This is a genomic window from Ignavibacteriales bacterium (assembly GCA_026390775.1).
Lineage (GTDB): Bacteria > Bacteroidota > Ignavibacteria > Ignavibacteriales > Melioribacteraceae > Fen-1258.
The window spans coordinates 565,173-585,823 of sequence record JAPLFF010000007.1 but is presented as its reverse complement, the minus strand read 5'-3'; the positions used below and the strand labels follow the sequence as shown (position 1 = coordinate 585,823).

12 protein-coding genes are annotated in these 20,651 nt (G+C 34.9%); 5 read left to right on the top strand and 7 right to left on the bottom strand.

From position 1 onward, the window contains the following. Positions 1–83: 83 nt before the first annotated feature. The gene (gene fbp, locus NTZ27_07790; protein MCX6174633.1) at positions 84–1,106 is read left to right on the top strand and encodes a class 1 fructose-bisphosphatase; all 1,023 of its coding nucleotides are present in this window, start codon (positions 84–86) and stop codon (positions 1,104–1,106) included. A 31-nt stretch (positions 1,107–1,137) separates the two neighbouring features. On the opposite strand, the gene NTZ27_07785 is transcribed toward fbp, so the two are convergent. Then, complete coding sequence (locus NTZ27_07785; GenBank protein MCX6174632.1) at positions 1,138–1,404, bottom strand: hypothetical protein; 267 nt, start codon at positions 1,402–1,404, stop codon at positions 1,138–1,140. A gap of 141 nt (positions 1,405–1,545) precedes the next feature. Here NTZ27_07785 and waaF point away from each other — a divergent pair, with 141 nt between their 5' ends. The 3 genes from waaF (at position 1,546) to NTZ27_07770 (ending at position 7,327) form a co-directional block, all read left to right on the top strand. After that, a complete protein-coding gene (waaF, locus tag NTZ27_07780; protein MCX6174631.1) occupies positions 1,546–2,523 on the top strand; it encodes a lipopolysaccharide heptosyltransferase II in 978 nt (325 codons plus the stop codon). Positions 2,524–2,527: 4 nt separating this feature from the next. Continuing rightward, the gene (locus tag NTZ27_07775) at positions 2,528–3,805 is read left to right on the top strand and encodes a 3-deoxy-D-manno-octulosonic acid transferase (GenBank protein ID MCX6174630.1); all 1,278 of its coding nucleotides are present in this window, start codon (positions 2,528–2,530) and stop codon (positions 3,803–3,805) included. Positions 3,806–3,931: 126 nt separating this feature from the next. Further along, positions 3,932–7,327, top strand: a complete 3,396-nt coding sequence (locus tag NTZ27_07770; protein MCX6174629.1) for a PAS domain S-box protein — start codon at positions 3,932–3,934, stop codon at positions 7,325–7,327. Between the two features lie 45 nt (positions 7,328–7,372). On the opposite strand, the gene NTZ27_07765 is transcribed toward NTZ27_07770, so the two are convergent. The 4 genes from NTZ27_07765 to NTZ27_07750 all read right to left on the bottom strand — a co-directional run bounded on the left by NTZ27_07765 (position 7,373) and on the right by NTZ27_07750 (position 16,873). Beyond that, positions 7,373–9,499, bottom strand: a complete 2,127-nt coding sequence (locus NTZ27_07765; GenBank protein ID MCX6174628.1) for an alpha-amylase family glycosyl hydrolase — start codon at positions 9,497–9,499, stop codon at positions 7,373–7,375. Positions 9,500–9,504: 5 nt separating this feature from the next. Beyond that, positions 9,505–11,913, bottom strand: a complete 2,409-nt coding sequence (locus NTZ27_07760) for a glycoside hydrolase family 31 protein (protein MCX6174627.1) — start codon at positions 11,911–11,913, stop codon at positions 9,505–9,507. A 225-nt stretch (positions 11,914–12,138) separates the two neighbouring features. Beyond that, positions 12,139–14,739, bottom strand: coding sequence for a TonB-dependent receptor (locus tag NTZ27_07755; protein MCX6174626.1), 2,601 nt, complete (start codon positions 14,737–14,739; stop codon positions 12,139–12,141). Positions 14,740–14,890: 151 nt separating this feature from the next. Beyond that, positions 14,891–16,873 carry a M1 family aminopeptidase gene (locus NTZ27_07750; protein MCX6174625.1) on the bottom strand — a complete coding sequence of 661 codons (1,983 nt, stop codon included), beginning with the start codon at positions 16,871–16,873 and terminating at the stop codon, positions 14,891–14,893. Positions 16,874–17,024: 151 nt separating this feature from the next. Here NTZ27_07750 and NTZ27_07745 point away from each other — a divergent pair, with 151 nt between their 5' ends. Further along, positions 17,025–18,266, top strand: a complete 1,242-nt coding sequence (locus NTZ27_07745) for a dicarboxylate/amino acid:cation symporter (protein ID MCX6174624.1) — start codon at positions 17,025–17,027, stop codon at positions 18,264–18,266. A gap of 12 nt (positions 18,267–18,278) precedes the next feature. Here the strand turns inward: NTZ27_07745 and mce are convergent, their stop codons facing one another. Both mce and NTZ27_07735 read right to left on the bottom strand, forming a co-directional pair. Further along, positions 18,279–18,689, bottom strand: a complete 411-nt coding sequence (mce, locus tag NTZ27_07740) for a methylmalonyl-CoA epimerase (protein ID MCX6174623.1) — start codon at positions 18,687–18,689, stop codon at positions 18,279–18,281. Between the two features lie 47 nt (positions 18,690–18,736). Next, a complete protein-coding gene (locus tag NTZ27_07735; protein MCX6174622.1) occupies positions 18,737–20,419 on the bottom strand; it encodes a methylmalonyl-CoA mutase family protein in 1,683 nt (560 codons plus the stop codon). Between the last annotated feature and the right edge of the window lie 232 nt (positions 20,420–20,651).

Below are 20,651 nucleotides of genomic sequence, written 5' to 3'. Positions count from 1 at the left end.
ATAGATTGACACATCAAACTCTATTAATTAAATTGCTTTCGCTTAACATCAAAAAGTTATAGAAAAATTACTGGAGAAAATTAATGGCAACAAAACGATTCATGACATTACCACGCCATATTATGGAAGGTGAAAAACTCCACCCTGAAGCAACCGGTGAACTCTCGGCAATTCTGCTCCAACTTAGTCTTGCTGCAAAATTAATTTCTCTCGAAGTAAATAAAGCGGGACTAGTGGAAATACTCGGATTTACCGGTGATGAAAATGTTCATGGTGAGAAAGTTAAGAAGCTTGATATTTATGCGCACGAGATGTTGATCAAAGCGATGGATCACGGCGGATACTTTTGTGTTATGGCTTCAGAAGAAGAAGAAGATATAATACATTTACCTCCGCATCACAAAATTGGAAAATATGTTTTGCTTTTCGATCCGCTCGACGGTTCATCGAACATAGATGCAAACATCAGCATCGGAACGATCTTTTCTATATATAAAAGGATCAGCCCAGGCAACGGACCAGGAACACTTCAAGATTGTTTACAGCCAGGTTTTCAGCAAGTTGTTGCCGGTTATGTGGTTTATGGTTCAAGTACAATGCTTGTTTATACATCGGGACACGGTCACGGCGTTCATGGTTTTACATTAGATCCGGCATTCGGAGAATTTTTATTATCTCATGATGACATTAAAATTCCAAGTCACGGAAGAATTTATAGTCTTAATGAAGGAAATTATTTTACCTGGCCGCAAGGATTAAAAAATTACATAAAATATCTTCAATCAAATTTGTTTGATGGGAAACCGTATCAAGCTCGTTATGTAGGTTCGATGGTTGCTGATATTCATCGCACATTGTTGTATGGCGGCATCTTTATATATCCTGGTGATAAAAGAAATCCAAAAGGTAAACTTCGATTAATGTACGAATGTAATCCAATGGCATACATAATGGAAGAAGCAGGTGGAAGAGCGAGTGACGGAAAAGAAAGAATTTTAGAAATACAACCCACTGGTTTACATGAGCGTACTCCGATCTTTATAGGAAGCATGGAAGATGTTCTGCTAGTAGAAAAGTATTTAAAAGATGGGCGAGACAGATATTAAATTGCGAACCTGCCTACAGGCAGGCTCTAAATTATAAATTGATTTTTGACAATTCTTCAGTTAATCGTTTAGCAAGTTCTGCTTTTGTCATTCCTTCGATTTTAATCTTTGTAGACTTAACTAAAATTTCGGGAGAATCACCTTCGCCAGTCATGTATTTGTAGAGATTAAATCCGAGTCTGTTCCTATCATTCATGATCGGTATATTTTCCTTAAACATTTCTACAATGTTGTAACATTTTTTTTCAATTGAGCTTTCAGGGAATACTTTTGTGGCTGGGGGCGGTAATGTCGTCATGATAAAACCTTCTAATTTTGTATTGAACAAAAATAAACAAGAGTCATTTGACTAACAACTCTTTTGAGATTCTTGATGTAAGCAGGTTGGAAGCAATTCTTGAATTGGTTAGATTTGTATATAAAACAAAGGTTAAACCTATTGTCGGATTCAACAAAATATAAAATTCTTATTATAAGATTAAGCTCGCTTGGAGATATTCTACTCACTACACCGATACTTAGAGCAATAAATAAAAAATATCCCAATTCACAGATTGATTACGTTGTTAAGAAACAATACTCATCTTCTTTACAGTACAATCCACTCATCTCCTCTCTTTACCTTTACGAAAAAGAAAAAGTAAAAAGTATTAAAGACCAAATCCATAAAACGAAATATGATATGGTCATTGATCTTCAGAACAATTTACGGAGCTGTGCTCTTACATTTGGATTAGGAACTGAAGTAAAACGTTTTAAGAAACCGACTTTTAAAAAATTATTATTAGTATGGACTAAAATTAATTTGCTGAAGGAAATTAAACCAATACCAATGCGTTATGCCGAGATTGCAGCGCTTCAGCTTGATGATAACGGATTGGATCTTTTCATTCCCAAAAATATAAATCCCCAATTGGCTGCGGGTAAAAAATATATTGGAATTTGTCCCGGCGCAAAACATTTTACAAAACGGTGGCCGGAAGAATATTTTATCAAACTTGGAAATAGATTAAGCAGTCAACATTTCACTATAGTAATTTTCGGCGGAAAAGATGATCGGGAATTGTGCAAAGCAATATCTTCTAAAATTGAAAACAGTATTAATCTTTGCAACAATAATGATCTTTTGCAGACAGCAATTGATATGAAGCAATGTCAGCATATCATTTGTAATGATTCAGGATTAATGCATACAGCAACGGCTGTAAGAACGCCTATTACTGCAATCTTCGGTTCAACAGTTAGTGAATTTGGTTTTATACCGTATCTATCCGAAAATTCAATCTTAGAAAATAATTCTTTATCTTGCCGACCGTGCAGTCATATTGGAAGATCAAAGTGCCGGCAAACGCATTTTAAGTGTATGAAAGAGATTAAACCGAATTCAGTTTTTGATCATGTAAAATCTTTCTTATAGGATTATGAAAAACATCTGGTATCTTTTCTATAACGGTATTGTTATTCCTTTTGTAAAATTATTTCTATTTATTGCTCAATTTTTTAATAAAAAAATTAAAATAGGAATTAAAGGAAGAAAAAAATTATTTGAGAATTTAATAATTGATCTTGCCGGAATTGACCGCAGCAAAAAAATGATTTGGTTTCATTCTTCTTCTATGGGAGAATTTGAACAAGCTAAACCTATTATTGAAAAATTACGTGCTGAAAAAAAAATAAATGTTATTGTTACATTCTTTTCGCCTTCAGGTTATAATAATTCATTAAAGTATCCGCACACTGATATTATTGCATATTTCCCTTACGATACTCCAATTATGACTAGCCGTTTTCTAAATCTTGTGAGACCGAATTTAGCCGTCTTTATGAGATATGATATTTGGCCAAACATGATATGGCAGCTCGAAAAGAAAAAAATCCCGAGTTTTATTGTTGATGCAACTATGAGATCTAAAACTTCGCGCAAATGGATTATATCGAAGAGTTTTCACAAAGCGCTTTATTCTTATGTAACCAGAATATTAGCAGTCTCAAATAGTGATGAAGAAAATTTCAAAGAGTTCAATATTGATGGAGATAAAATTAAAGCGGTTGGAGATACAAGATTCGACCGCGTTTATCAAAAAAGTCTTCAAGCAAAAGGAAAAAAACTTTTTAAGGATGGATTTTTTGATGGTAAAAAAGTTTTTGTCATCGGCAGTTCATGGGAAAGCGATGAAGAAGTTATGCTTCCTGCTTTAATAAAACTTATGGAAGTAGATCCGGAAATAATTACGATTATTGTACCGCATGAGCCGACGGAATTACACATTGAATCTGCTGAACACAATTTTATAGGTAAATTCGATTCAATCCGATTTTCCTATTTGAACAATTATAAAGGTGAACGTGTAATCATAATTGATTCGATAGGAATACTTCTTACGCTATATACTTATGCACATGCTGCTTATGTGGGTGGGAGTTTTAAGCAAGGCATTCACAATGTTCTAGAACCGGCTGTGTACGGAATACCGATTTTGTTTGGGCCGAAATATGAAAACAGCCAGGAAGCAGTTAAGCTGGCCGAAATCGGCGGCGGAATTGTTGTAAGAAATAAAAGAGAAGCATATAAGGACCTCAGAAAAATATTCACAGATGAAAAACTAAGATTGAGTTTAGGTAAAATTTGCGCTGATTATGTGGAGAAAAACATTGGCGCTACATCAAAAATATTAGATGAAATTTCCCGTTTTATCTAACCGGCCAGATAATAACATGCTGAATTATCAAGGTTTGGCTGACTTAGTAACTATTAACCACCTTTCTTATTTAATTTAGTCTCTCTATTTCATAAATTAATAACACATATAGTTTGAGATTATTTAATGTCATCATCGCTCGATAAAACTTTTGAAAAAACCAGATCGGAATTTTCTTTTAAGGAAATTCTTGATTTTACACCCGTTGGAATATTAATATTTCAACGCGATTGGAAAATTAAATTTGTTAATACAACCTTTTTCCAATTCAGCGGGGTTATGGGTGAAATTCCCGAGGATCTAATAGGGAAAAGTATTTTTGAGAACAGACTATTTAGCGATGCAGATATTCGTGATGATCTAACTTTAGTAAAAAATGGTCAAGCATTTGAAAGAGAAATTATTTCAAAACAAACATTAAGCGGAGGGAAATATTCAATTCATCTTAAAGGAGCTCCTGTAGTTCTTGACGGAGAATATACAGGCGGTGTTTTAGTTCTTGAAGATCTAAAAAGCAGTCCCGAAAAATCTTATACTTCTTTGATTCAAACAGATGATTTCCAAAAATTTCTCGGAACGATAAGCGATTTTTATTTAGTTACCGATAGAGAAGGTTCTATTAAAGTAATGCAATCTTCCGAAGCCGAGAATTATGATTTTATATTTGAAACAGATACTAGCAAGAAAAATATTTCTCAAAACCTCTCATCTATTCTATTTAAAAAACTGTTAGAGAATGTAGTCTCCTCAAATAAAGTACTTACAACACAAATTCCCTTTATACGAAATCAAAGAGAAATTAATGCCCGTATCACACTCATACCTTTTAGTGATAATGGAAACGAGGTTCATTGGGTTGTTCTTTTATTAAAAGATTTGAGTAAAGATTCCGAACATGTTGGCTTATCGGAAGAAGAGATAAATGAACTTACAAAATACCAGCAGATAACGGCAACAGTGATGGACGGTCTTATCGGGACAAACAAGAACGGTAAGATCACTTTCTGGAATGAATCTGCTGCTAAACTTTTTGGGTTAACCCGCAGTGAAGTTTACGGTAAAAATATTGGTAAAATTTTTCCAACTCTTAATGATAATTATTTCGAAAAACTATTAAAGGAAATTAAAATCTCTAAAATTTGGAGAGAACAATTTCACATTAGCGAAGATGAAAGTATTGCCGAATACTATGATGTTAAAATTGGAATAATTGGCGAAGACGAAAATGAAACAATAATTTTCTTGTGTACCGGCGTTTCAGACCGTATTAAGAATGAAGTGTTGCTCAAGAAATCCGAAGAACGTTTCCGAAATATCGTTACAAATTCTCACGAATATATTTGCACGCTAGATCTCTCTGAAAAAATTACATATGTCAATCCACGCTTTCTTGAAGTTTTTCAATATGAAAAAGATGAAATTAAAAAACTCATTTTTTCAGATCTGGTTGATCCGAATTTCTTATCAAAAGAAAAATTTGATTTCCAGGATATCGCTGAAAGGGAGATGCAGTCAATTGAACTTCCTCTAATAACAAAACTTGGGCAAAAGCTTTATGTACTGGCAAGCTTTTCCTCTGTTAACGATCTAAGCGGGAATGTTCAATATTACAATGTCATCCTCACTGATATCACACTTAAAAAAGATTCAGAAAAAGATTTGATGATGATCCGCTCTGTCTTCGAAGCTTCACTAGATGGGATAGTATTGGTAAGTAAAAATAAAATCGTACTTGTAAATGACTCTTTCGTTCAGATATTTGGATATAAGAGTGCCAGCGAAATTTTCGGACTTAATCCGTTGGAGTTCGTAAATATCAAAGACAGAGAAAAAATTTCCAGCTACATGGAATTAACAGAAGCCGGCAAAGATTCTCCTCCTCGTTATTACTTTACAGGAAGAAAAAGAAATGACGAATCATTAGAAGTTGAAAATTCAGTTTCTCTATACCAAATTGAAAATGAAAGATTTGCAGTCTGGGTTTTGAGAGATGTAACCGAGGAGAAAAAAGCTCAAAGCGCGTTATTGCTTTCCGAAGAAAGATATAGAAGTATTTCTGAAAACATTAATGAATGCATTTGGACTGCCGAAAGACAAGACGGAAAATTAAAAGCAGTATTTTATACACCCGCAGTTAAAAAAAATACCGGCTATAGCGCCGAAGAATATTTAAATGATTCTTCATTATGGAAAAAAATTATTCATCCCGATGAAACAGAAGAAATAGTAAATAAATTTTACAATTTTTATGGTGATATAGTAAGAAATTCAGAAGTGTTTGAATATAGAATTATCGACACACTTGGAAATATAATCTGGATCGAAAACAGAATAACACTTGTGCGCGATATAAAAGGAGAAATTCAAAAAATATTTGGAATATTAAGTGATATTAGTCTGTCAAAACGCGCCGAAGATGAATTAAAAAAATCTGCTCTGAATCTTCAAGAACTTAATGAAACAAAAGACCGGTTCATTTCTATTATCTCTCATGATTTGCGAACGCCGTTCAGTTCAATTCTTGGGTTCACAGATCTTCTTCTAAATGATAAAGATATTGAAGAAGAGAGAAGAACTCAGTATATCCAGTATATACAAGATTCATCAAAAAGTATGTTGAGTCTGGTCAATTCGCTTTTAGATTGGACAAGATTACAAACAGGCAGTATCAAATTTGAACCTGATAGGATCAACGCAAAATACTTAATAGATAAATCAATGCAGATTTTATCCGGAGTTGCTATACAAAAAAGAATTAAACTTATCTCTGAACTGGAAAAAGATTTTTACATACATGCTGATGAAGGATTGATTTCCCAAGTTTTTAATAATTTATTATCGAATGCAATCAAGTTTACAAAAGCAGACGGGACAATACGTATAAGTGCACATGCAAATATCGAAAAGAAACAAGTTGAGTTTAGTGTTAAAGATAACGGTGTTGGAATTCGCAAAGAAGATATTTTTAAGCTCTTTAAGATAGACACTAAATATACAACAAGCGGAACTGCAGGAGAGAAGGGAAGCGGATTAGGTCTATCTTTAGTAAATGATATTATCCATAAACACGGCGGTGAAATTTGGGTGGAAAGTGAAATTGGTAAAGGAACAACATTTACTTTTTCAATTCCTGTTGCTTCCGCGAATATTCTTTTAGTTGATGATGCAAAAACAGACCGCATGCTCTATGCAAAACTTATCAAGAGCTTGGTATCAAACTACAATATATTGGAAGCGGTTGACGGTAAACAAGCTCTCGAGATCATTAAACAATCTCTGCCTGCATTGGTAATTACAGATCATAAAATGCCGGTAATGAGCGGTTACGATTTGGTAAAACAATTAAACATTACTGAACTAAAATATAAACCGCCTGTAATTATTTTAAGCAGCGATATAAATAAATCCATTGAAGCTGAGTATAAGGAATTAGGCGTTGAGTATGTATTTCAGAAACCGGTAAATCTTGCTAATTTCAAAAATGCTATTGAACGCTCGTTGAGGAAGGCAATATTTAATTGACAATTGTCCATGTGGAGACGCTCCATGGGACGTCTCTACGAAAAATTATTTTTGTTTCAAAATCATTCCGGTTGTAGTTTCTAAAATAATCTTACCTTTAACTTCATACATGGGTTTTGTTCCGGCAGAATTTTTATCAACTAAAACATCATATCTTCCTACCTGAAGAGTAAACTCTAATTCTTGTTTTGGGTCTGCATTGAAGATTACTATGAATTCATCTTTCTCGTATTTTAAAATGTAGCTGAAACCAAATTTGCTTTTTGTATGGTCGGTGAAAATAATGTTTTCATATTCAGCATGGCGAAATGCCGGATATGTATTTCGCAAAGAGATTAATCCCTTGTAATAATCAACAAGTTCTTTGTTGATCTTAGCATGTTTATAATTAATATAATTTGTTTCGTTGTCTTTGTTATATGAATTATGATCAATCTTGCCTCTATCGTTATCACTCGCTTTAATATTAAACGGAATTACTTTCGATCTTGCAAATTCCTGTCCCTCATGAATCATAGCAATACCTTGCGAGGTAAAAAGGAACAGTGCACCAAGTTTATTAAGCTTCATTTGATTTGGTGAAAGCTTTACATTTTTATCTACATCTTTAATTATTTTTTCCGGATCAACTTCGCGGGAACCTAGTCTAATAAAATCACCAAGCGTATAACCATCGTGTGATTCTAAATAATTTACCGAATGTTCTTTCTTCTGAAAAAGTCCGAGAGTGTCTTGCACTAATGTTCCATTAACATAACTCTTAATTCTTTTCGGAGAATTATTTCCATACCATTGACCAAAGATCCAGCCGAGTCCGTTATTTGGATTTTCTCCTTTGATGCCGTTACGGATCTGATCATTCCAGGGTGCCCAACCGCGTAAAGAAAATCCCGCAGGGTCGTATCCGCCGCCCCAGGGTTCACATGTAAAAATAACATTGGGATTTACTTTTTTAGCTTCTGAAATAATTTCTTCAATTGTTTTCCAATCTAAAAGTTTTCCAAGATCAAAACGGAAACCGTCAATGTGATATTCTTTCATCCAATACAAAATACTTTCAATGATTAACCGCCGCATCATCGGGCGTTCGGTTTTTAAATCATTACCGCAATAACTTTCGGCAATGTAATTTCTCTTTGAATCCAATCTGAAATAATATTCTTTATCAATCTGTTTTAAGTTGCCTGTCTCATATTCCGATAGATGATTGTAGACCACATCCATCATTACTGCAATGCCTTCTTTGTGAAATGCCTTAACCATATCTTTAAATGATTTTATCTGCGAACCGTCTTCCCCAATCCATCTATGCCATTTCAGTTTATCCCAACTTTCATTGTAGTAAGCAGCAGGTGCAAAAAAGTTGGAAGTCATATATCCCCAATGATTTCGTTCGTATGGATTCCATGTGTTGTATTTTCCGGAAAGTGAATCCTTAAATGGAATTTCAATATTTCCAAATTCTTGTGATGGTAAAAGCTCAACTGTATTAACCCCAAGAGATTTAATGTAACTGAGTCCTCCGGTAATATTTTTTTCTGTTAAACTTTTGTATGAACCGCGATTCTTAGCTCCGGACGATTTATGTGCGGTTATATCACGCACGTGCATTTCATAAATGATAAGATCCCGCCAATCTCTCTGGATCCAACTTGTTCCCTCCCAATCATATTTTTCTTCTTTTGTAACGATAGCAAGCCGCGGATTCATGTAAGTAGTATAAGATGTAACAGCTTTTGCATAAGGATCTACACACACAGGCATATTCGAATTAGAAAGATCATCTCCGGTATGATAAACTTTATATCCGTAATATTTTTCGTAGAGTTCCCCATCAAGTTTAGTTTCCCAAACACCATTTTCATCTTTTGTTAAGAAATATTCTTTACTGATTTTATTTTCTGGTTTGTCGTACAAACAAAGGGTTACTTTTATAGCAGAAGGAGTAAACAATTTGAAATAAGTTTTCTTGTTCTCAACGTAAGAGCCGAGTTTTTTATCTGAGAAGAATTTATCCAGACCTGAATAACGTTTTTGAAATTCAATCGTGTCTGTAATTGTTTCTGGAGATTTTATTTCTTTGAGATACAATTTTTCACCCGTAGTTTTCTGTGATAGGAGAGTAATACTAGCAATTAATAGAACTGTAATTATTTTCGTAATTCGCTTCATATTATCTAATATTTTATTTGAATATTTAGGTTTCCGACATCGTCAGCATTTATCTGTAAAATATTTTTTTCTTTATCAAAAGATACTGCCGAACTCTGTAATTCTTTATCATTTAGAAATATTTTTTTAGGCTGTTTTGTATCAAGTAAAGTAAAAAGATATTTCTCCCGGTCACTCTTAAAATCCGCTTTTAATTTAGTAACAAGTAATTTAGTAATCTTAAAATCTCTCTCTAAAGAAAATTTAGTTAATGAATATTTTCCGGTTTCATATTGATAACTTTGCCCGTCATCTTCATAAAGAATATACTCTGATCTCCCGGAAGGAAAGATAACGAGTTCAAGCTGTTCTATCTTTTTCTCTCCGATATAATTCTGCACTTCCTGCATGGGAACTATACCACCTTCTTTAATGTAGAGAGGAATTTTGTTCAGCGGAACTTCTATCACAGACCACTGTCCGCCGGCTACTATTTTATTCCCATTCCAATCATACCATTTACCTTCGGGCAGATAAAACTTTTTGAAACGATCTGTTGATAGCAATACAGGTGCGACTAATAAATTTTCTCCGATCATAAATTGGTACTGGGCTTCATTGCTGTAACAATTTTCATCTTTCGGATAATTCACAAACATAGAACGCATTATCGGTAATCCGGATTGTGAGGAAACATAAAACTCATTATACCAAAAGGGCAGAAGTTTATAGCGAAGTTGAATTGCTTGACGAGAATATTCTTCGACAGTTTCGTTGAATGCAAAAGGTTCGCGTGCTTTTGTATCAATGGCAGAATGACCTCTGAAGAATGGTGTAAACGCGCCAAGCTGCATCCATCTAACATACATATCATTGGTCGGTTCACCCATAAATCCTCCGACATCATAGCCGACGAAAGAAACTCCGCTTAATCCTAAGTTTTGAGACATTGTGCATGCGAGTTTTAAATGTTCTTCTGTTGATTCATTATCACCTGTCCAGACCGCAGAATAACGCTGTACTCCGGCAAATCCAGCTCGAGTTAAAATAAAATGTCTCTTGCTGGAATATTGTCTTAATCCTTCCCTTGTTGCTCGGGCCATCGAGAGTGCATAAACATTATGTATTTTTTTATGATCTGTATTGAATCCGTTATCATCAAATTGTACTATGTCGGGAAAACTTTGTCCCCAAGTTGAAGGTTCATTCATGTCATTCCAAAATCCTTCAATGCCGAGATTTAGAAATGTAGAAAGATTTTTTCCCCACCAATCTCTAGTCTCTTTTTTTGTGAAATCCGGAAAGTAAGCCCAGCTTGGCCAAACTTCTCCTTGATAAGGAATTCCATCCGGATATTTTGCAAAAAGATTTTTTTCTAATCCTTCTTTTGCGGCAAAATATTTCAGATCTGCTTTAACTCCGGGATCAATTATAGGAACGATCTTAAATCCTTCTGACTTCAAATCAGAGATCATTTTTGCCGGATCGGGAAAACGATTCTTATCAAAAGTAAATACTCTATATCCGTCCATATAATGAATGTCGAGATAGATTACATCACAAGGAATATTTTTATCGCGGAATGTTTTAGCAATTCTTCTAACCGTTTCTTCCGGATAATAACTCCATCTGCTTTGCTGATAACCTAATGCCCACATCGGGGGTAATTCAATTCTGCCGGTTAATTTTGTGTAATCAGAAATAACTCTTTTAATTTCCGGTCCGTAGATGAAGTAATAATCCATTTCACCTTTATCAGCACCGAACCAATAAAAACGGTTGTTGCTTGCACCCATGTTAAAATATGATTTGTAAGTGTTGTCGAAAAATATTCCGTAGGCTTTATAGTTGCGGGTACCAATGAAAAAGGGAATAGAAACGTAGAGTTCATCTTTTCTGCTTGTGTAGGTAGGGTAATCCGAATTCCACATTGTATATTGATTACGGTTCTTTAAAAGATCATCCGATTTTTCTCCAAGTCCATAAAATTTTTCATCATTAAATAATTTTTTGAAACACCGCACTTCATTATTATCGAAAGAAACGCCAAAACTTTCTTCATCTGAGTTAAGAAGATTCATTTGTTTATCATAGATAGATATTCGGCACGGATTTTTTTTAATATGAACTGTTAACTCATTTGTGGTAAGAACAAATTTTTCTTTTTCTTCTTTGAATTCGAATTTTGTTTTCTCGGACTGTTGATAGACTACAGCGTAAGAAGGCGCTTGAGAAAAATCTTTTTGATTCGTATACCGGAAACGAATCAAGTTTTGTTCAACTATATAGATGTTTAGCTTTGCATTACTAAGCGTAAACTCAACACGGTTAGATCCTAATTTGAAATTATTTATTCCACCGACGAAATCAAATCCGGCATAAACAACAGAAATATAAAAGAAGAATACTAATGAAGTAAAGATCACTCTTTTCATATTAGTTCCTAAGGTTGATATATGTGGGATGAAAAATATGAATTGTGCGGCTGAATGGAAAATTAATGTTTCGCTGATATTTTTTAAATCAACTTCATACAAAATTTAATCTGTTACAGAGAAATAAATTTATTATCGAACAGTTTTATTTTCATTGAATAGAGGCGCTCGGGGAAAAATAGTAATCAAGATTGGCAAACAGCCAATCTTGATTATAGAATTTAATTATAACTTGAACACCAATTTTCCGTAAAGAAATCTTCCGCTAAAGCCCATCTGAACAGCATCCCACAAACCACCGGATTCTGTTGCGCCCGGATCCTGCTTGTTAGGATATACATCAAACAAATTTGTGCCGCCGATAATCAAAGAAAGATTTTTGGTGAAATCGTATGCGAAGCTAAGATCAGTTGTAATCTTAGAATCGTAAACATTTTCTGCATCATTCCAGTCAATCAAAGTAACTTTACCAAAGTAAACAAGACGAAGAGAGGTGTGTATATTTTCAAAGCCGTGTTCTATACCAAAAGACATTTTTGATTTAGGTGCAGATGCCAGCAGAAAATATTTTTCACGTCTTCCAAAATAAATATCTTCTTTACCTTTGAGTTTAGAACTTGTTTTAACAGATCCTAATTCCATATTGTTGAAATTACCGGCATAAGAGATTTTGAAAATATGAGAATCAATATTTTTAGAGTAAGCAAGAATCACATCCACACCGGTAGTTTTAGTGTCGAGTGCATTCGCAAAAAATTGGGCTGCGCCAACATTTGATGCCTTAAGCTGCGCTCCGATATCCGGATCGTCGTTTTGGAAAGAGCCGGTTAATACAATTCTATCATTAATATTCACAATATAACCATCAATAGTTGCAGCGAAACCATCAAATGGTGTAGCGGTTAAACCGAGACTTCCGTTTACTGCTGTCTCTTGTTTCAATGAAGGAATACCAAGTGCATGAGTAATTGTACTGTTGTTCTTTGCTATAATTTTATCTACTGCAACTCCTGCAACAAAATCTGTGTATGTTGAGTTAAAATAAATTTGTGCAAGAGATGGTGCCCGGAAACCTGTACTTACAGATGCTCTTAAAGCAAGATCATCTGTTATCTTGAATCGAGTTGCGAATTTGGCGTTTAATGTATTTCCGAAATCGCTGTAATTTTCCCAGCGGGCAGCGGCGCCAATCATCCACTGAGGAGTAACATCCAATTCTACATCTACGTAAGCACCAAGGTTAGTGCGTGATTCGTTCAATACATTTTCCGGACGGAACCCAGGAAAACCTTGTGCGCCTCCTGCTTTACCAAGTATATCTATTTTTTGAACTCTGTTATTGATAACAGAATCAATCACGCCATAATTTTTCCATGATCCTTCTTCGCCAGCGAAGATTTCATAATTCTCAATTCTATATTCCATACCGAACGCAATATTCAATCCCTTCAAATATTCTTTGAAGTACCTTGTGAAGTTAAGTGATGTTGTATTTTGTGCAAGTTGAAATCCGCCTGCATCAAATCGTGTTGGTGATTTATCTAAAAGAGAAGTATTCAAAGTTCCATCAACAAAGTAATGAAAACGGTTAACGCCTATTGTGTTGTTGAAATCTAAATCCCACTCACCAAGTTTCGTCTGCATACCTGCAGATAATGACTGATCTTTAATGTTAGATAAAATGTGAGGATCAAAACCGTTCGGATAAATCTGAGGAATATTGCGATCGCTGCCGGCTTCGCGTGTCCATGCAAATGCATCTGTGTTTCTGTTGTTGAATCCGCCGAATGCATAAAAAGTTGCATCATTGTTTATGCTGAATCTAGAATTGAAAAATGTTCCGAAGTTTTCAAGACTTGCATCGCCGAACTGATTGCGGTATATAGAATATTGATTGGGGTCTGCAGGCCTGTTAGTAAAACCTTTGCGCGAGTAATCTAACGTAACATTTAAGAAACCATTCTCGCCAACGGAAACACCATAATTGCCGCCAAGATTAAATTCTTCACCGTCGAATTTTCTGTCGGTTCTTAAAGAAGCAGAATGAGCGCCGGAACTTAATCCTCCGCTAAATTCATTAACACTTTTCTTGAGAACAATATTTATAACACCGGCAATTGCATCGGAGCCATATTGCGCACTTGCACCATCACGCAAAATTTCCACGCGGTCAATTGCAGAAAGAGGAATAGCATTAAGGTCAGTTCCTGTGTTACCTCTTCCTCTTGAGCCAAACATATTTACAAGCGATGATTGATGACGGCGTTTGCCGTTAATAAGAACTAATGTTTGATCTGGTCCTAATCCGCGCAAAGTTGCCGGATCAATATGATCAGCGCCATCTGCACCCGATTGACGGTTTGAATTAAATGATGGTGCAACATATTGAAGGATTTGATTCATATCGGACTGACCAAAACGTGTAGCGGCATCCTTCAAATCGAGGACGTCAATTGCCACTGGTGATTCTGTACTCGATCTATTATAGCTGCGCGTTCCTACTACAAATATTTCGGAAAGCTCAACACCTTCTTGCAAAACGATATCTAATTCTGTTTTGCCGGAAGTTTTTGTTTCCTGTTTTTTATATCCAACCATGCTGAATACCACAACATCTTCCGGCGAGTTATACTTGAGGGCATATTTACCAAATTTATCAGAGTTAGTTCCAATTTTGGTCCCCTTCAGATAAATGTTTACTCCAATCAAAGGGCTACCGTCATTGTCTTTAACAGTTCCTCGTAATGTATTTTGCTGTGAGTACTGTACGGATGTGAAGATAAAAAGAATTGAAAAAATTGCATAAGTAAATTTTACGAATTTCATCTACGATCCTCCGGTTGGTTAAATAATTAGTTAGATACCTAAGTTAGAATTACGATAAGTTCAAATTGAAAGTACAAATTTGTTTAGGGACACGCAATCAAATCATTTTTAAACCGGAGTTACATGCCTTAGATTAATGCGGAGAAGAAAATCATTTTAAAATGATCATCTTCTTGGTCTCTGAATAGTTTCCTGCTTTAAGCGTATAAAAATAAATGCCGCTTGCTAGTTTGTAATTATTGGGATCAAATCTTACTTCATAAATTCCTTTACTTTTCTTTTCATTAATGAGACTAGTAACAAAAGAACCTAACTCATCATATATATTTAATGTTATGTAACTGTCGATGGGTAATTCGAATCGTATGGAAGTGCCAGAATTAAAAGGATTGGGATAGTTTTGATCTAATGTATAATTAGTAGGGTAAAGATCAATATTTTCTTGATATGTAGTTTTCATTACTGTCTTTAGAATCCAATTACCCGGATCAACCTGAATCGCAGATGGTATTCCATCAACAATTAGATCTATAGATTGCACTTGAGCGTTGTTTATGACCGTCGTGTTAACAAGTCCCTTTGAAGTTGTTATAGCTATTTGTATCGGCATTGTAAAAAAACTTGGATTGCTGTTCACACTTTGAGTAATCTTTAAAGAAACTTTATAATTTTCATTCACATCTTGTTTGTAACTCCAGACTACGGAATAAACAGGAAAGTTCTCACCATGAATCCATTCTTGAAAGAAATAATTTAGATCAATCCCACTTACTCGTTCTGCTATACGTTGAAAATCTTCAGTCGTTGCAACGTTGTAAGCAAGTCCGGGTTCATTAGCATATTGCTGCATTATCTTAAAAAAGTTATCATCGCCAACAATTCCACGCAGCATGTGCAAAACTATTGCACCTTTTTTGTATTCACGTGCCGAATTAAAAATTTCGTTTATACTATTAATATTCTGTACATAAATAGTTCCAGCAGCACTTTTCGCTTGACTCATAAAATTATCTACGTAAGATTTAAAATCTGCAGTGCCGTACTTCGCTTCTCTATAAATGCATTCACAGTAAGAGGCAAATCCTTCGTTGAGCCAAATGTTCTGCCAATCTTTACAAGTAACTTTATCTCCGTACCACTGATGAGCTAGTTCATGTACAACGAGCATTTCACTGAATGAAACTAATGATGTAATTGTTTGATGTTCCATCCCACCGCCCCAACCAAACTGAGCATGTCCATATTTTTCTCGTAAGAAAGGATATGGCCCAAATTTCTGAGAGAATATTTGAAGCATGTTAACCGTATTGTCTAAGTTTGATATATTTTGTTGAAGGTTTTCCGGAAAGACATAATGAGTAACAGGCATAGGACTGCTGCCACCGTAATTAAATTGATTTTGATATAGTGAATAATTAGTCATTGCAAGGGAAATCAAATAACCTGCAATCGGGTAACTATTTTTCCATTTATAAGTTTTTGTTCCATTGCCATTATCAGTTTCGGAAATCAATTTTCCATTTGATACTGAGACATAATTACTCGCCGCTGTAATCCACACATCGGATGAATCAGCTTTATCACCGGGAGTATCTTTTGATGGCCACCAATCTTTTGCACCATACGGTTCGCTTAATGTCCACATAATCGGTTGACCGCTATGAGTTGAAAATATAAAACTTCCAAATCCTCCTGAGCCAGGTGTTCCTTGATAAGAAATATCAACTGAAAATTTTTCACCAATTCCATAAGTCCGATCGAGTGTAATTCTCAACTGATCAGAACCGCTCGGTTGAGAAAAAGTTAGATCTGTAATTCCATTGAGCTTTACAGATGTTACTGTAAGTTGATTAACAATATCCAAAAAGAATGTAGCGAGCTGATTTTGTGTTGCTTTTGCATCTATGGTTACTATTCCAGAAATGTTTCCCGGATTACCATAAGTTAAAGAGAGATTTAGTTTATAATATGTTACATCAATACTGCTGTCACCTGGATATTGCACTTGAGAAATTTTATTCAATTGTGCAAAAGCTTTTATTTTTGATTGAGAGCAAATTTCTCCAGCATCCTGCCCGAATGAAAAATTTGATATGCTTAAAAAAATAGCCAGCAGTTGAATTATTTTTTTCATATTATTTTTCCGTTCTTCAAAGTAAAGATATTTAACATTATTTTTAATCGAAAGGAAAATTTGATTACATATTTAACATTCATAGTATAGAATCTTTGAAATAGTATTCGCTATATTGAAACAACAATTTCAATTAATTAAAAAATTATTTATGTGGCAGAAGATTAAAAATATCAGCTTAACTAAATGGATAATTATTTCCATGGTTGTTGGTGCAACCTGCGGCGTGCTATTTCCTGAACATTCGCAAGATATTAGAATTGTTTCAAATGTTTTTTTGAGAATGATCAGGACTATTATTGTCCCGTTGCTTTTTGGAACATTAACAGTCGGCATTGCCGGCCATAGTGACGATCTGAAAGCCATTGGCAGACTTGCGCTAAAAACAATTTTCTATTTTGAAGTTGTAACAACACTTGCTCTTTTTATTGGATTAATAGCTGTAAATATATTTCAACCTGGAGTCGGTATTTCTCTAAATGTAACTGCTCCTGTTGATCCGACTCTCTCACAGAATAAAATCACGTTTCAGGGAATGATTGAACATATAGTACCGAGAAGTTTTTTTGAATCTGCTGCGGCTAATGAAGTTCTTCAAGTCGTTTTCTTTGCAATTCTTTTTGGTGTAGCATTAACGCAAGTAAAAGGAAGACCAAAAGAAACAATATTAAATTTCTGCGAAGGACTTTCTGAAGTGATGTTTAAATTCACAAATATAGTTATGAAGTTTGCACCATTCGGCATTGGTGCTGCGATGTGGTATACTGTTGGGCATAGCGGTGTATCAATATTAATTAATCTTGGTAAACTTATCCTAACTTATTACGGAGCGTTGACGGTTTTTGTCCTTCTTGTTTTTGTTCCTGTTATTATGATTGCAAAAATTCCACTAAGGAAATTTTTAAGTGCGGTAAAGAATCCTGCTTTAATTGCATTTACCACTACCTCATCAGATGCAGCTCTTCCGGACGCATTTAAAAGAATGATAAACTTCGGTGTACCTAAAAGAATTGTGTCGTTTGTTTTGCCAACCGGCTATTCATTTAATCTGGATGGATCAACATTGTATCTTTCTGTCGCCTCAATTTTTATAGCTCAAGCTGCGGGAATTCATTTAACTATTTCGCAACAATTGTTGATGATGTTAACTTTGATGATAACCAGCAAGGGAGTTGCAGCTGTACCTAGGGCATCAATAGTAATTCTTTCCGGAACGCTAATGTCATTTGGTTTACCAATGGAAGGTGTTGCTGTAGTGCTCGGTGTTGATGAGATAATGGATATGGCGCGCACGACAGTTAATCTTGTTGGTAATTGTCTTGCTTCGGCTGTTATGGCACGGTGGGAAGGAGAGTTAAATATAAATTCAGGAGAGATTGAAACAGCTAGTTAATTAAAAGTTAAATTATTTCTCATTCTTTTCACATAATTCAATTAAAACTCCGTTTGTAAATTTCGGATGTAAGAAAGCAATATTCAAACCTTCCGCACCTTTACGCGGTTTTTTATCAATCAATTGAATTCCTTTTGACTCTAATTTTTTAAGTGCTTCATTAAGATCATCTACTGTATAAGCTATATGGTGAATGCCTTCACCTTTTTTTTCAATAAACTTTGCAATTTGTCCGTCCGGTTCTGTTGATGCGAGCAATTCTATTTTAGTTTCTCCAATCTTGAAAAATGCTGTCCTAACTTTTTGATCTTTCACTTCTTCAATCGAGTAACATTTCAAATTGAGTACACTTTCATAAAATTTAATTGATTCTTCTAAATTCTTTACTGCAATTCCAATATGTTCTATATGTGTTAATTCCATTTTTACCTCCTTTAAAAAATTCTACGTTCTGCACTCTTCGTTCTATGTTAAATTACCACGTGTTCTTTATACTCACCAAAAACTTCACGCATCGTGTTGCAGATTTCTCCAATACTTGCATAAACTTTTACTGCATCAAGAATAAATGGCATAAGGTTAGAGTCGCTTTGAGCGGCAGTTTTCAAAGCATTGAGTTTTTCTTTTACATGAATATTGTTCCTCTGTGAACGGATCTTAGTTAAGGATTCAATTTGATTCCGCTGAACTTTTTCGTCTATTTTTAATAATTCAGGGTGATTTTCTTCCGACTCCTGATATTTATTAACACCAACAACAATTCGTTCATTGCGTTCAAGTTCTTGATTGAATTGATAAGCTGATTTTTGTATTTCTGTCTGAACATAACCCTCTTCGATAGCCGCTATCATTCCGCCAAGGGAATCAATCTTTTTAATATAATCTTCCGCTTCTTTTTCAATTTGATCAGTAAGAGCTTCAACATAAAACGAACCAGCGAGCGGATCAACAGTGTTTGTTACTCCGCTTTCATGTGCGACAATTTGCTGAGTACGCAATGCAATTTTAACTGATTCTTGATTAGGCAGTGCAAGAGCTTCATCCCGTGAATTAGTATGCAAGCTTTGTGTTCCGCCAAGAACAGCAGCAAGTGTTTGAATAGTTACTCTAACAATATTGTTATCAACTTGTTGTGCAGTTAAAGTTGAGCCTGCAGTTTGTGTATGGAAGCGAAGCATTTGTGATTTAATTTTTTTAGCTCCAAATCTTTTCTTCATAATCTTCGCCCACAAACGGCGCGCTGCACGATACTTTGCGACTTCTTCGAACAGATCATTGTGTGCATTAAAAAAGAAAGAAAGTTGTCCGGCAAATTCATCTACATCTAATCCGGCTTTTATTGCAGCTTCAACATAAGCGATTCCGTCTGCGAGAGTAAATCCAACTTCTTGAGCGGCAGTAGAACCTGCTTCGCGAATGTGGTAACCAGAAATTGAAATAGTATTCCACTTTGGAATTTCTTTTGAACAGAATTCAAAAATGTTTGTAATAAGCCGCATCGAATGTTTGGGTGGATAAATATAAGTACCGCGAGCGAAATATTCTTTTAAGATATCATTCTGAATTGTGCCGCTGATTTTATTTCTTTTCACTCCTTGTTTTTCTGCAACGGCGATATACATTGCAAGAAGAACAGAAGCCGGTGCATTAATTGTCATTGATGTAGAAACTTTATCAAGTGGTATTTGATCGAATAAAATTTCCATATCGGCAAGTGTATCAATTGCAACACCGACTTTTCCAACTTCGCCAAGCGCCATCTGATCATCACTATCATAACCAATTTGTGTAGGAAGATCGAATGCTACAGATAAACCGCTCTGTCCTTGAGAAAGTAAATAACGATATCTCTCGTTAGATTCTTTTGCCGTTCCGAATCCAGCATATTGTCTCATCGTCCAAAATCTTCCGCGGTACATTGATGGTTGTACACCTCGAGTAAAAGGATACTGCCCGGGAAATCCTAATTTCTCATTATAATTTTCTAATTCATTTTCACTAGGAACATAAAGTGGCTTGACAGGTGTGAATGATTGTGTTGTAAATTCTTTCTGTTGCTCTGGTGTTTGGGATATTGTTTTTTTGTAAATGGTTTCTTCCCAATTCTTGAAAGCCGTTTGTATTTTCTTTCTTAATTCATCGGGTTCATTCATAAATATGCCTTCTAAAAATTTCTTTTCCGTATCAAAATATAAGATTAATTAAGAAAATATAGTCAACCCGAACATGATTGAAGTATGTAAACAAAGTAGCTCATAAATACGAAAGCCCTAAATCAAGTTCAGGGCTTTGTCTTTTGGCTCCATTTGATAGACGAAGTTCGAACCTATTTTCTTCTAACACATATAAATGAATTTTGATATGATTTACTGAATAGAAAGGGCT

Bases quoted from the DNA above. Each gene is read 5' to 3' on its own strand.
- fbp (MCX6174633.1), top strand. From the start codon at position 84: ATGGCAACAAAACGATTCATGACATTACCACGCCATATTATGGAAGGT.
- NTZ27_07785 (MCX6174632.1), bottom strand. From the start codon at position 1,404: ATGACGACATTACCGCCCCCAGCCACAAAAGTATTCCCTGAAAGCTCA.
- NTZ27_07775 (MCX6174630.1), top strand. From the start codon at position 2,528: ATGAAAAACATCTGGTATCTTTTCTATAACGGTATTGTTATTCCTTTT.
- NTZ27_07770 (MCX6174629.1), top strand. From the start codon at position 3,932: ATGTCATCATCGCTCGATAAAACTTTTGAAAAAACCAGATCGGAATTT.
- NTZ27_07765 (MCX6174628.1), bottom strand. From the start codon at position 9,499: ATGAAGCGAATTACGAAAATAATTACAGTTCTATTAATTGCTAGTATT.
- NTZ27_07760 (MCX6174627.1), bottom strand. From the start codon at position 11,913: ATGAAAAGAGTGATCTTTACTTCATTAGTATTCTTCTTTTATATTTCT.
- NTZ27_07755 (MCX6174626.1), bottom strand. From the start codon at position 14,739: ATGAAATTCGTAAAATTTACTTATGCAATTTTTTCAATTCTTTTTATC.
- NTZ27_07750 (MCX6174625.1), bottom strand. From the start codon at position 16,873: ATGAAAAAAATAATTCAACTGCTGGCTATTTTTTTAAGCATATCAAAT.
- NTZ27_07745 (MCX6174624.1), top strand. From the start codon at position 17,025: ATGTGGCAGAAGATTAAAAATATCAGCTTAACTAAATGGATAATTATT.
- mce (MCX6174623.1), bottom strand. From the start codon at position 18,689: ATGGAATTAACACATATAGAACATATTGGAATTGCAGTAAAGAATTTA.
- NTZ27_07735 (MCX6174622.1), bottom strand. From the start codon at position 20,419: ATGAATGAACCCGATGAATTAAGAAAGAAAATACAAACGGCTTTCAAG.